The sequence below is a fragment of the Streptococcus sp. 9903 genome (assembly GCF_013276625.1).
Taxonomy (GTDB): Bacteria; Bacillota; Bacilli; order Lactobacillales; family Streptococcaceae; genus Streptococcus.
This window is the reverse complement of the sequence record NZ_VMLI01000032.1, coordinates 70073-82635: the sequence shown is the minus strand read 5'-3', so window position 1 is coordinate 82635 and position 12563 is coordinate 70073. Positions and strand designations below refer to the sequence as shown.

The 12563-nt window shown below is 39.8% G+C and carries 11 protein-coding genes and 1 other RNA gene; 1 reads left to right on the top strand and 11 read right to left on the bottom strand.

The genetic code is table 11. The annotated features are described in order from the left end of the window. Nucleotides 1–122: 122 nt before the first annotated feature. Nucleotides 123–470, bottom strand: a transfer-messenger RNA (tmRNA) gene (gene ssrA, locus HT696_RS10095). 540 nt (nucleotides 471–1010) lie between these two features. Beyond that, the gene (gene cozE / locus HT696_RS10090) at nucleotides 1011–2120 is read right to left on the bottom strand and encodes a cell elongation protein CozE (protein WP_050079225.1); all 1110 of its coding nucleotides are present in this window, start codon (nucleotides 2118–2120) and stop codon (nucleotides 1011–1013) included. Nucleotides 2121–2222: 102 nt separating this feature from the next. On the opposite strand from cozE, the gene pbp3 reads away from it, so the two are divergent. Further along, complete coding sequence (pbp3, locus tag HT696_RS10085) at nucleotides 2223–3464, top strand: D-alanyl-D-alanine carboxypeptidase PBP3 (RefSeq protein ID WP_173282935.1); 1242 nt, start codon at nucleotides 2223–2225, stop codon at nucleotides 3462–3464. Nucleotides 3465–3547: 83 nt separating this feature from the next. Here the strand turns inward: pbp3 and sufB are convergent, their stop codons facing one another. The 9 genes from sufB to rpsA form a co-directional block, all read right to left on the bottom strand. Further along, nucleotides 3548–4960: a Fe-S cluster assembly protein SufB gene (gene sufB / locus HT696_RS10080; protein WP_000797047.1), complete on the bottom strand. Its 1413-nt coding sequence runs from the start codon at nucleotides 4958–4960 to the stop codon at nucleotides 3548–3550. 57 nt (nucleotides 4961–5017) lie between these two features. Next, entirely contained in the window at nucleotides 5018–5458 is a 441-nt protein-coding gene (sufU, locus tag HT696_RS10075; protein ID WP_023936697.1) for a Fe-S cluster assembly sulfur transfer protein SufU, read from the bottom strand. After that, nucleotides 5445–6671 carry a cysteine desulfurase gene (locus HT696_RS10070; protein ID WP_173274855.1) on the bottom strand — a complete coding sequence of 409 codons (1227 nt, stop codon included), beginning with the start codon at nucleotides 6669–6671 and terminating at the stop codon, nucleotides 5445–5447. The genes sufU and HT696_RS10070 overlap by 14 nt, the downstream gene beginning before the upstream one ends. A gap of 10 nt (nucleotides 6672–6681) precedes the next feature. Beyond that, nucleotides 6682–7944 carry a Fe-S cluster assembly protein SufD gene (gene sufD / locus HT696_RS10065; protein ID WP_173282934.1) on the bottom strand — a complete coding sequence of 421 codons (1263 nt, stop codon included), beginning with the start codon at nucleotides 7942–7944 and terminating at the stop codon, nucleotides 6682–6684. A gap of 27 nt (nucleotides 7945–7971) precedes the next feature. Further along, the gene (gene sufC, locus HT696_RS10060; RefSeq protein ID WP_000114489.1) at nucleotides 7972–8742 is read right to left on the bottom strand and encodes a Fe-S cluster assembly ATPase SufC; all 771 of its coding nucleotides are present in this window, start codon (nucleotides 8740–8742) and stop codon (nucleotides 7972–7974) included. Between the two features lie 149 nt (nucleotides 8743–8891). Beyond that, nucleotides 8892–9086, bottom strand: a complete 195-nt coding sequence (locus HT696_RS10055; protein WP_173282933.1) for a DUF3272 domain-containing protein — start codon at nucleotides 9084–9086, stop codon at nucleotides 8892–8894. 27 nt (nucleotides 9087–9113) lie between these two features. Beyond that, nucleotides 9114–10769 (bottom strand): DNA polymerase III subunit gamma/tau, encoded by a 1656-nt coding sequence (gene dnaX / locus HT696_RS10050; protein ID WP_173282932.1) that lies wholly within the window; start codon nucleotides 10767–10769, stop codon nucleotides 9114–9116. Next, nucleotides 10769–11266, bottom strand: coding sequence for a GAF domain-containing protein (locus HT696_RS10045; RefSeq protein ID WP_173252865.1), 498 nt, complete (start codon nucleotides 11264–11266; stop codon nucleotides 10769–10771). The genes dnaX and HT696_RS10045 overlap by 1 nt, the downstream gene beginning before the upstream one ends. A gap of 85 nt (nucleotides 11267–11351) precedes the next feature. Beyond that, nucleotides 11352–12554 carry a 30S ribosomal protein S1 gene (gene rpsA / locus HT696_RS10040; protein WP_050142076.1) on the bottom strand — a complete coding sequence of 401 codons (1203 nt, stop codon included), beginning with the start codon at nucleotides 12552–12554 and terminating at the stop codon, nucleotides 11352–11354. Between the last annotated feature and the right edge of the window lie 9 nt (nucleotides 12555–12563).

The window sequence follows — 12563 nt, the reverse complement described above, 5'->3', positions numbered from 1 at the left end:
TTAGGATACAACAAAATGTTGTATCTTTTTTTGCAAAAGAATACCAAGGAATACCAAAGATAAAAATAAAAAACGTTGATTTAACAACGTTTTACCAAGGAATGCAAAAGAATGCAAAGGAATAATGGAGCCGGTGGGAGTCGAACCCACGTCCAAACACCTGCCAACATATTTGTCTACAACCATAGGTTATGTATTATTTTAACAATCCCTCGACACATAACTCAAGCCTAGAAACTGCGAGTCTATCAATCTCTTATCAAGCCGCTAGACAAGACTTAATCGTATCTCGCTAATAATAAGACCTGTCATTGAACACGAGCAATCCAAATCGGGTCACGCCTGCTGGTTTTTAGGCAGCTAGAGCGTAAGAAGTGTTATTTTTTGCAGTTATATTTAACTGAGCGTTTACGTCGCCACACGAGTCGCAAAATATGCCTCATAATGCCTGTCGAATCCGTAACGACCCCAAAAGACAATAAAACCATTATACCTTATCTAACTCAAAAATGCAAAAAGGAAATCACTTACCTAAAAAAGATACTATTCGAGAAATTTAGCAAACTGGGAGACTAACTACAACTTTCTCAGTGCATAACTTTACGATTGTGAATAGAACTTACGAAATCCAATTAACACATACCTAAGATAAAGCTATCTGTTTTGAAGAAATTCACTAAGAAAATTATTCTAAAATACTTTCAGATGAGAATTTTCCTACTCTCTTTATTTCAATTCATTTGAGTTTAAAAACTATAAAATCAATCCTTATATTATTCGGACTACGTTTTACTTGTTGTGCTAAAATAAATAAATTTCATTCAAACTTTAATAGACTATGAAAACCAGTGGAACTTACCCTGACACGGAATTCCACTGGTTTTTCGATTTTTATCAGATTAACTTCTACTATTCTTAGCTGTGAAAATTAGTTTAGGACTTTAACTTATTTTCAATCTTCTAATCTAAAGGCCACTTCCAGTAAAGAAAAATCAGGGTTCTCCTGACTTTTACTTAGCTAATTCTCTTTCTCGTTCTTTCATTATTTTATGATTTTCATACAAACGGGATAAGAACTTAGAAATTTCTTTTAAGATAGAATAGGTTGGCACTGCGACAATCATTCCAACTACACCATAGATATTGCTTGACAACAAAAGTAAAACTAAAATCGTGATTGGATGAACCTTCATAACACTTCCTACGATTCGAGGATATAAGATATTACCATCTACCTGCTGAACAACAAGCATATAAATCACTGCAATCAGCATTCTATGGGGATCAGTGAATATATTTGCGATGATCATAGGAATCAGACCAATACTTGGCCCCACATAAGGAATTAAATTGGCTACACCAGAAAAAATAGCAAAAACTAAAGCATATTTTAAACCAATAATACTATAGCCAATATAAGCTAAACAACCTATAATGATTGCGTCAATCGAAACTCCACTAATATAGCGAGCAATCGTCGCATTTAAATTCTTTAATAAGCCTGCAATATGCAAGCGATCCCTCTTTAGAATCGTTCTTTCAAGCATGGGCAAGAATTTATGTCCATCTAATAAGAAATAAACCAAAAAAACTGGAGTCATAATCAAAATCAAAACAGTACTGATAAGAGCTGACAAGACGCTCCCCACACTATTTGATACGCTATTTAGGATATTCTGAAGAATATCAACATAGGATAAGTTTAGTTGCTGAATTGTAGCTTCTACATCCAAATTCTGGAGTGCAGGATAATTAGATAAGTCTATGATTAAGTCTTGTACTCGACTATAAATAGTTTGACTAGATATAATCAAACTAGATAACTGATTAATCAAAATAGGTAAGAGATAGACAACACCTATGACCATTCCCCAGACCAAAGCACACAAGGTAATTAAAATACCAAGTAAACGATTGAGTTTACAGACTTTATTTAAGAAAGTAACAATAGGGTTTGTCAAATAATAAAGAAAGCCCCCTAATAAAAATGGAATCATAATTGTATTAAGCACGCTAACAAAAGGGTTAATCAAAGACCCCATCTGTCTCCATAGGTAAAAGATGATGGTTAAGAGTAAAATTTCTGTGGTCCAAAAAAATAATTTATTTCTACGAAACATGAGTTACCTCCCTCACTCTATTTTACCATATTTTCAAAAAGCTTAACGGATGAATTATTAAAGCAAGAATATTTTTTTTCTTTATGATAGAATAAAACTACTATGAAAAAAATATGTTTAACTTTATTAACTGTCTCCCTTTTAGGAGGCGCTTCTACTGTTGCTGCTCAAGATTTTAATATTGCTGCAAAACATGCCATTGCTGTTGAGGCAAATACTGGTAAAATTCTCTATGAGAAAGATGCAACCCAACCTGTCGAAATTGCTTCTATTACAAAACTACTTACAGTTTATCTTGTCTATGAGGCTCTAGAAAATGGAAGTATCACACTCTCCACCCCAGTAGATATTTCTGATTATCCTTATCAATTGACGACAAATTCTGAAGCCAGTAACGTTCCTATGGAGGCTCGTAATTATACCGTCGAACAACTGCTTGAAGCAACCCTAGTATCTAGTGCCAACAGCGCCGCTATTGCCCTAGCTGAGAAAATTGCTGGCTCTGAAAAAAACTTCGTTGATATGATGCGAGCAAAACTCTTGGAATGGGGAATCAAAGATGCCACGGTTGTCAATACAACTGGTCTTAACAACGAGACTCTAGGAGATAATATTTACCCAGGATCTAATAAAGATGATGAAAATAAGCTCAGTGCTTATGATGTTGCCATCGTTGCCCGCAACCTCATCAAAAAGTACCCACAAGTTTTGGAAATCACCAAAAAACCTTCTTCTACTTTTGATGGGATAACAATCACTTCAACCAACTACATGTTAGAAGGTATGCCTGCTTACCGTGGTGGTTTTGATGGACTGAAAACAGGAACAACAGATAAGGCTGGAGAGTCTTTTGTTGGTACTACTGTCGAAAAAGGCATGAGAGTCATCACAGTTGTTTTAAATGCAGACCATCAAGATAATAATCCTTACGCTCGATTTACAGCTACATCTTCCCTAATGGATTATATTTCTTCTACATTTACACTTCGCAAAATCGTTCAGCAAGGCGATGCCTATCAAGATAGCAAAGCACCTGTACAAGATGGAAAAGAAGATACGGTCACTGCAGTGGCTCCAGAGGATATCTATCTAATTGAACGTGTTGGGAATCAATCTTCCCAATCTGTTCAATTCACACCTGATTCCAAAGCAATCCCAGCACCACTTGAAGCTGGAACAGTGGTTGGCCATTTGACTTATGAAGACAAGGACTTGATTGGTCAAGGTTACATCACCACAGAGCGCCCTAGTTTCGAAATGGTTGCAGAAAAGAAAGTTGAAAAAGCCTTCTTCTTAAAAGTTTGGTGGAATCAGTTTATCCGCTTCATCAACGAAAAATTATAAAAAATCGCGATTTTAAACCGCGATTTTTTTATTACAAGTTAATCTTCAAAGTTCTTGACCTTGGGTAAATCTAAAATCAAATTTTACCCAACTGATCCTTCCATCTCATAGCTAATCAAACGGTTCAGCTCAACGGCGTATTCCATTGGAAGTTCTTTTGTAAAGGGTTCTACAAATCCCATGACAATCATCTCAGTTGCCTCAGATTCTGACAATCCACGGCTCATGAGATAATAGAGTTGTTCTTCAGAAATCTTAGATACCTTAGCTTCGTGTTCCAAAGCTACTTGCGAGTTGTGAATTTCATTAAACGGAATGGTATCTGATGCTGACAAGTCATCCATGATAATGGTATCACACTCGATGTGAGAAACAGACTTCTTAGAGTTTTTGTTAAAGGTTACCTGTCCACGGTAGTCAACCTTTCCTCCGCCTTTAGCGATGGATTTAGACACAATAGACGAGCTAGTATGTGGAGCATTGTGGATCATCTTAGCACCCGTATCTTGGTGTTGCCCAGCATTGGCAAAGGCAATCGAAAGCATGGTACCACGCGCCCCTTCTCCATCAAGGTAAACAGATGGATATTTCATGGTTGTTTTAGCACCCAAGTTACCATCAATCCACTCAACAGTAGCATCCTTTTGAGCTTTAGCACGTTTGGTTACCAAGTTATAGACGTTATCAGACCAGTTTTGGATGGTTGTATAACGCATATAAGCACCATCCAAGGCAAAAATTTCTACGATGGCAGCATGCAAGCTGTTGCTTGAATAAGTTGGCGCTGTACAGCCCTCTACGTAGTGGACACTTGCTCCCTCATCAACGATAATCAGAGTACGTTCAAACTGACCAGTATTTTCATTGTTGATACGGAAGTAGGTTTGAAGTGGAATATCTACCTTGACACCTTTTGGTACGTAGATAAAGGTTCCACCTGACCATACTGCTGAGTTAAGGGCAGCCAACTTGTTATCTGTCGGCGGTACCAACTTAGCGAAGTATTGTTTAAACAAGTCTGGGTATTCCTTGAGGGCAGAATCCGTATCTGTAAAGATGATACCTAACTTCTCAAATTCTTCCTTCATGTTGTGGTAAACCACTTCTGACTCGTACTGGGCAGAGGCACCAGCTAGATAAGCACGCTCAGCTTCTGGAATCCCAATACGTTCAAAGGTTTCTTTAATTTTTTCAGGCACATCATCCCAAGAACGAGCTGGTTTATCAGATGGTTTTTGGTAATAAATCAAGTCATCAAAATCAATCTCTGATAAGTCTGCTCCCCAAGTTTGCATGGGCATTTTTTTGAAGGTTTCATAAGACTTCAAACGGAATTCTAACATCCACTCAGGTTCTCCCTTGGCAGCTGATAGTTCACGAATGACATCTTCGTTCAATCCTTTTCCTGTCGATAGGACAGGTTCTACATCATCATGGAAACCAAATTTATATTCACCAAGATCAATTGGTTTTGGTTCTACTCTTTCTTCAGCCATAATATCCTTTCTTTCATTCTTCATTTCTACTGATTCATAAGACAAAAGAAACTTGTCTTATTGATTTTCTTGATTTTCAATTGTTTTCTTGAGGGCGTTCCAAGCTAAGGTTGCACACTTGATTCGTTGAGGGAATTTGGCAACACCTGACAAGAAAGCAGCATCACCAAGACTATCTTGTCTGTCATCTTTTTGCCCTTGAACCATTTCAGAAAAAATAGTCGCCAGTTCTAAGATTTCTTGTTTGGTTTTTCCTAAAACTGCATCTGTCATCATGCTTGCAGAGGCAGTTGAAATCGTACATCCTGAGTTTAGAAAAGCAATATCTTCCAAACGATCATCTGCATCAAACTTGACAGAGAGGTTGATAACATCCCCACAGGTCGGATTGTTGAGACTGATTTGCTCAGCATCTTCCAACTTCCCTTGGTGATGTGGATTTTTCGAATGGTCCGCTACCACTGCCATATAGAGGCTATCTAGTTTAGAAAGTGCCATTGAAAAACTCCTTTGTCTTTTGTAAGGCATCCACTAATTTGTCGCAGTCAGCCTTGGTATTGTAGATATAAAAACTTACACGAGCTGTTGCTGGGACTTCCAAATACTGGAGCAAGGGTTGCGCACAATGGTGACCAGCACGAACAGCCACTCCTTCATAATCCAGAGCCGTCGCAAGGTCGTGCGGATGAAGGTCACCTAGGTTAAAGGCAATGACACCTGAACGTTGAGCCAAGTCCTGTGAACCATAAATGGTCAGTCCTTCAATCGCCTGCAGTTTTGGATAGACGTATGCGATCAATTCCTGTTCATGGGCTTCAATGGCATCCATACCAATCTTTTCCAGATAATCAACTGCAGCAGCAAGTCCGATTGCACCAGCCATATTTGGAGTTCCTGCCTCGAATTTCCAAGGCAACTCCTTCCAGCTAGCAGATTGCTCATAGACGAAATCAATCATCTCACCACCAAATTCAACTGGTGACATTTGTTCCAGATACTTTTCTTTGCCGTAAAGAACACCGATACCAGTCGGACCAGCCATCTTGTGACCTGAAAAGGCAAAGAAGTCCACATCCAAGTCCTGGACATCAATCTTCATATGAGGAGTAGACTGAGCACCATCCACCACCATGATGGCTCCAACTTGGTGGGCCAATTGAGTGATTTCTTTGATTGGATTGACCACACCAAGAACATTTGAGGCGTGAGCAAGGGAGACAAACTTGACTCTATCAGTCAATTTAGCTCGCAAATCATCCATATCCAGAGCTCCATCCTTGAGATAGACATAAACAAGCTCTGCTCCAGTCTTGCGACAGGCTTCTTGCCATGGAATGATATTGGAATGGTGTTCCATGACAGAAATCAAGACTTGGTCACCCTCAGTTAAGATTTCCTCTGCAAAGCGTGCCACCCAGTTAAGGCTGGTTGTCGTTCCTCTAGTAAAGAGAACTTCTTTTGTCGAACCTGCATTGATGAACTTACGAATGCTTTCACGAGCGGCTTCATAAGATGCTGTCGCTCGTTCTGCCAAAGTATGAACACCACGGTGAACATTGGCATTGTCCTGCTCATAGTAGCGGTTGATTGTTTCCAGAACTGCTAGTGGTTTTTGTGTCGTCGCAGCATTGTCCAGATAGACCAGAGGTTCATCGTTGACAATCTGGTCTAAAATTGGAAAATCCTTGCGAATCACTTCTACATCTAACATAGGCTACCCCTTAGCGTTTTGACAATTTTTCTTCGATAGTCGCAATCATTTCATCACGAACTTCCTTGACTGGAATCTCAACGATAACGGAGCCAAGGAAACCACGGACAACCAAACGTTCTGCAGTTGCCTTATCCAAGCCACGGCTCATGAGGTAGTACATATCTTCTGGATCCACTTGACCGATAGAAGCCGCGTGACCTGCAGTAACGTCATTTTCGTCAATCAAAAGAATTGGGTTAGCATCTGAACGAGCCTGGTCTGAAAGCATGAGAACACGGCTCTCTTGTTGCGCATCTGCTCCCTTGGCACCCTTGATAATGTGGCCAATACCATTGAAGGTTAAGGTTGCTTTTTCAAGAATAACTCCATGTTGTAGGATATTTCCGATTGAGTTGCAACCATAGTTAGTCACTCGCGTATCAATCCCTTGAACCTGACGGCCACTTGAAAGAGCTACCACTTTAAGGTCGGCATGGCTACCATTACCAATCAAGTCACTATCAAAATCCGCAACGACGTTCCCTTCGTTCATGACACCGATTGCCCAGTCAATACTTGCATCGTTTCCTAATTTACCACGACGGCTAATATAAGCTGTGACATTCTCACCTAGACGGTCAATCGCAGCAAATTTTACTTGCGCACCTGAACGAGCAATCACTTCTACTGTAATATTAGCAGTTGCTTTGGCACTTCCTTCACCGCGTGACTCTAAGCGCTCCAGATAACTAATCTTAGAATTTTTACCAGCGATAATCATAATATGCTTGTTAAACGGTACATCGCTATCGCTGTCTTGATAGAAAATTCCTTCGATTGGTTCAGAAATTTCCACGTTATCAGGAATATAGAGGACAGCACCACTATTGAAATAAGCTGTATGGTAGGCTGCCAACTTGTCATCGTCATACTTAACAGATGACATGAAGAATTCCTCAATAAGCTCTGGAATTTCTTCTAAAGCTGAGTGGAAGTCTGTAAAGACGACACCCTGTTCAGCCAACTCAACTGGAATTTGTTCAAAAACTGTTTGAGTACCTACTTGAACCAATTTCAAGTGATTATCTAAAGCTGTGAAATCTGGAACATTTGCTGATGGCTCACTTTCTGTAATCGTTCCATCACCCAGATTCCAACGGTGAAATTTGACACGCTCAATAACTGGTAATTCTAGGCTCTCAATCTTATCAAAAGCTTTTTGACGGAGGTCAGCCAACCAGCTTGGTTCAGCGTGCATTTCTGAAAAAAGTTTAATGTTTTCTTTAGTCATTTACTTCTCCTAAAAGATACGAGGAAATTACAATTCTTCCTTGTAGTCGTAGCCAAGTTCTTCAGCTAGTTTTGCGTATCCTTCACGTTCCAAACGCGCAGCCAATTCTGGACCGCCTGAAAGGACAACACGACCTTCCATCATAACGTGTACCACATCAGGTGTGATGTAGTTCAAAAGACGTTGGTAGTGAGTGATAATCATAGCACCAAAGCCTTCACCACGCATGGCATTGACACCTTTCGATACGACTTTAAGAGCGTCAATATCAAGACCTGAGTCAATCTCGTCCAAAAGAGCGAAAGTTGGTTCCAACATCAAGAGTTGAAGAATTTCATTACGTTTTTTCTCACCACCAGAGAAGCCTTCGTTGAGGTAACGCTCTGCCATTTCTTCTTTCATGTTGAGCAATTCCATTTTTTCATCTAACTTAGTAATAAACTCACGAACTGAAATCTTCTCATCATCTTCTTTACCAGCATTCATAGCAGCACGAAGAAACTCAGCGTTAGTAATACCAGGAATTTCTGATGGGTATTGCATAGCAAGGAAAAGTCCCATACGCGCACGCTCGTCAACTTCCAACTCAAGGATGTTTACGCCATCAAACAAGACCTCACCTTTGGTCACTTCATAGTTTGGATTTCCCATGATAGCGGCAGAAAGAGTCGATTTACCAGTACCATTTGGTCCCATGATAGCGGCGATTTCTCCTGTTTTCAGGGTCAGGTTAACCCCTTTTAAAATTTCTTTTCCTTCAATCTCAACGTGAAGATCTTTGATCTCTAATACTGACATGATAGTTCCTTTCTTTTTCAAGACCTTTACAGTGCTTACTAGAAAAACGTCTGATTTCCCCAGAAATAGAGTAAAAGGTCTATAAATATACTTTTCTAGTATAACAAAAAAAAGCCTAAAAGGCTTTGATTTTGTCTGGAAGCTGAGGGCTAGTCTTTTCCTTTTAAATGCTGGTCAATGACATCTACAATCTTGCCCATCAAGTAACTAACTCGGAAATTTCTAAAGAGCAAAATGGCCCAAAAGGCTGCCATAATATAACGACCAGTCATCCAGGCTTCATTGAAAAAATAGGTCTCAGCAGCTGTGAACAGCGCGATGATAATAAATTGTTGTTTATTCATAAACTTATTGTATCATGAAATCTTTCTTTAGTCTTCCTCTACCTTCACTTTATCAGCCAAAAATTCAAATCCTTCTGGAATCAGGCTTTCTTCTACTTCTTTTTCAGTTTGATAAGATTTGGCTTTGGCTGAAAAGGCTGCGCGAACTTCTTTCCATTCCTCCATGGAAATGGCTAAAATTTCGGGTGAAAAACCTGCTGCCTGACTGAGGATGTTACCAAACATGGTGTTGAGATTATCTCGTTTCATGGTTTGACCAGCATTGAAATTAGACTCAAAAGCAAGAATGGCATGGTGTTCATTAGCTGCAACCGGTTGAGAACCAACTAGCAGAGCCTTGTCCGGCCCACCTAGACTTTCAATTACCTCTCCCCAGGCATTCTGCAAACGAATCAGATTTTGACGTGCCAAATCAGGATTTTCAACGGCCTCTTGTAAGATAGATTGCACTTTATTTCGATCCACACGATAGACTGTCTTGCCTACTGCTGGACGACTAGGAGCTGGATTTGTTGGCTTGGGCACAGTTCCCACATTTGCGAGTTCTTGTTTGAGACGTGTCACTTCTTGTCTCAGCGAAGCAATTTCATGTTCAACTGCCCCTGATAGAGCTAGTTCAGGCTTAATTTCCGCTAAACGAATGGTCATCATTTCAGCATAAATCTTGGGCTGCAAACTAGACTTAATATCTGCTAAACTGACTGTCGCTAAGCGAATCATTTCAAACAGATTTTCTTGAGGAAGTGCCAAATTTTCTACAAAGACTGGACTATGATGAGTGTTTTCTCCACCTGTTTGAACAATTAACAAGTCTCTTAAATAGTGCAAAAGATCCGTCACAAAACGAGTCATACTCTTACCATTGTCAAAGAGAAGATTTAAGCATGCTAGGGCCTTTGGAACATCCTGTTGAGACAAGGCAGCCACATAATCATCCAAGGCTGATAGGCTAATGGTGCCTGTAATTTCTTCAGAAATGGCAGCCGTCAGCTCATTTCCCTGTGTCAAACTCAGGGCTTGATCCAAAATAGACAAGGCGTCTCGCATCCCACCTTCAGCACGTCTGGCAATGATTTCCACAGCCTCTGGTTCAGAACTGATATTTTCTTTTTCTAAAATATAGTAGATATGTTCCTTAATATCCTGTGTCTTAATTGATTTAAACTCAAAACGTTGGACACGGGATAGAATAGTAGCAGGAATCTTGTGCAATTCAGTAGTGGCCAAAATAAAGACTACATTCTGTGTTGGCTCTTCCAGCGTCTTTAGGAGGGCATTAAAAGCCCCTGTAGACAGCATGTGAACCTCATCTATGATATAAACCTTATAACGAGCAAGGCTAGGCGCATAGGTAGATTTATCGCGAATTTCACGGATTTCATCCACCCCATTATTAGAGGCCGCATCCATTTCAATGACATCTTCTAAACTACCGTCCGTCACTGCCTGACAAATATAGCAGTTATTACAAGGTTCACCACCTACTTGATTGGGACAGTTCATAGCCTTAGCAAAAATCTTAGCTACACTGGTTTTTCCTGTTCCACGTGGACCAGAAAAAAGATAGGCATGACTTATTTTCTCTTGTTCTACTGCTTGTTTAAGAGTCTTAGCCACAACTTCTTGACCAACCAACTGGGAGAAGTTTTGACTTCTATATTTTCGATAAAGTGCTTGATACATTAAGATTTTTCCCCAAACATTGTAAAGTCCCATTCTGTCTTTTCAAGCAAAATAGCGACAAATTGTTCCAAATAATCTCGATCCATAGCATCGTAATCCTCAATCTCTGAAGAATCCAAATCCAGAACTCCAAGTAGTTGGCCATTCTTTATCATCGGCACCACAATTTCACTTTTAGCTAGACTGTCACAAGAAATATAGTTGGGATAGGTACTTACATCACCAACCAGGACTGTTTCCTGAAACTCAGCAGCTTCACCACAAACACCCTTGCCTAGTGCAATACGGATGCAGGAAACACCTCCTTGGAAGGGACCTAAAACCAATTCCTTTCCATCAAACAAATAAAAGCCTGAAAATACCGTATTGGAAAAACGTGATTTTAAAAGAGCACTTGCGTTGGAAAGATTAGCCAAAACATTGGTTTCGCCTTCCAAAAGGAAGGACAATTCTTCATTTAACATTTGATAACGTGATTGTTTTTCTGATTTTAACATAGAACTATTATATCAAAAAAGGAGCAGAGACAAAAGAAAAATCCCTTGTTTAGTAAACAAAGGATTTTATGAATTTTCAATTTGATTAAAGTTCGATATCACCGAACAAGTCAGCCATTGAGAATCCTGTTTGTGTTTCTGGAAGTTCGAAATCACGTTTTTCTTGACGTTTTGGACGACGTGGACGAGCAGCACGTTTTTCTTCTTTTTGTCCTTCTTCTTGAGCTGGACGCTCTTCAAGAGCTTTAATAGAAAGTGATACGCGCTCTGCATCTGCGTTAACTTCAAGAACTTTAACTTGAACTTCTTGACCAACTTTAAGAGCTTCTTTTGGATTTTCAATACGTTTGTGTGAAATTTGTGATACGTGAACAAGTCCATCGATACCTGGCAATACTTCAACAAATGCACCGAAGTCAGTCAAACGTTTAACTGTTCCTTCAACTACATCACCTTTAGCCAATTTTTGCTCAACGCCATCCCATGGTCCAGGTGTTGTTGCTTTAAGTGAAAGTGATACACGTCCTTCTTCTTCGTTAAGATCAAGGATTTTCACTTCAATTTCTTCACCAACAGTTACAACTGATTTTGGTGATACGTTACGTTCGTGTGACAATTCAGTCAAGTGAACCAATCCGTCAACACCACCAAGGTCGATGAAAGCACCAAAGCTTGTGATACGTGCAACTTTACCAGTTACAACATCACCAACAGCCAATTTACCAAATACTTCAGCGCGAGCCGCTGCTGTAGCTGCTTCAACAACTTCACGACGTGAAAGGATGAAGCGGTTTTCTTTAGCGTCAACTTCTTTGATTTTAGCCTCAAATTCTTGACCTACAAAACGCTCAGTGTTACGTACGAAACGAGTATCCAACATTGAAGCTGGGATAAATCCACGAACACCTTCAAATTCTACTGAAAGTCCACCTTTAACGGCACGAGTTCCTTTAACAGTAACAACTTCTTCTTCGCGACCAACAAGTTTGTCCCATGCTTTGCGAGCTTCAAGGCGTTTTTTAGATACAAGGTATGTAACTGTATCAGTATCTTTACCAACTACTTGACGAAGTACAAGAACATCCAATACTTCTCCTACTTTAACAAAGTCATTGATATCTGCATCGCGATCGTTTGTCAATTCGCGAAGAGTCAAGACACCTTCAACACCAGTTCCAGAGATTGCAACGTTAGCTTGAGTCGCATCAACTGTCAATACTTCAGCACTAACAACATCACCAGTCTCAACTTGGCTAACGCTATTTAGCAAATCTTCAAATTCGTTCATCTAAAAAAT

Coding starts and splice junctions, on each gene's coding strand:
- cozE (WP_050079225.1), bottom strand. CDS start 2,120: ATGTTTCGTAGAAATAAATTATTTTTTTGGACCACAGAAATTTTACTC.
- pbp3 (WP_173282935.1), top strand. CDS start 2,223: ATGAAAAAAATATGTTTAACTTTATTAACTGTCTCCCTTTTAGGAGGC.
- sufB (WP_000797047.1), bottom strand. CDS start 4,960: ATGGCTGAAGAAAGAGTAGAACCAAAACCAATTGATCTTGGTGAATAT.
- sufU (WP_023936697.1), bottom strand. CDS start 5,458: ATGGCACTTTCTAAACTAGATAGCCTCTATATGGCAGTGGTAGCGGAC.
- HT696_RS10070 (WP_173274855.1), bottom strand. CDS start 6,671: ATGTTAGATGTAGAAGTGATTCGCAAGGATTTTCCAATTTTAGACCAG.
- sufD (WP_173282934.1), bottom strand. CDS start 7,944: ATGACTAAAGAAAACATTAAACTTTTTTCAGAAATGCACGCTGAACCA.
- sufC (WP_000114489.1), bottom strand. CDS start 8,742: ATGTCAGTATTAGAGATCAAAGATCTTCACGTTGAGATTGAAGGAAAA.
- HT696_RS10055 (WP_173282933.1), bottom strand. CDS start 9,086: ATGAATAAACAACAATTTATTATCATCGCGCTGTTCACAGCTGCTGAG.
- dnaX (WP_173282932.1), bottom strand. CDS start 10,769: ATGTATCAAGCACTTTATCGAAAATATAGAAGTCAAAACTTCTCCCAG.
- HT696_RS10045 (WP_173252865.1), bottom strand. CDS start 11,266: ATGTTAAAATCAGAAAAACAATCACGTTATCAAATGTTAAATGAAGAA.
- rpsA (WP_050142076.1), bottom strand. CDS start 12,554: ATGAACGAATTTGAAGATTTGCTAAATAGCGTTAGCCAAGTTGAGACT.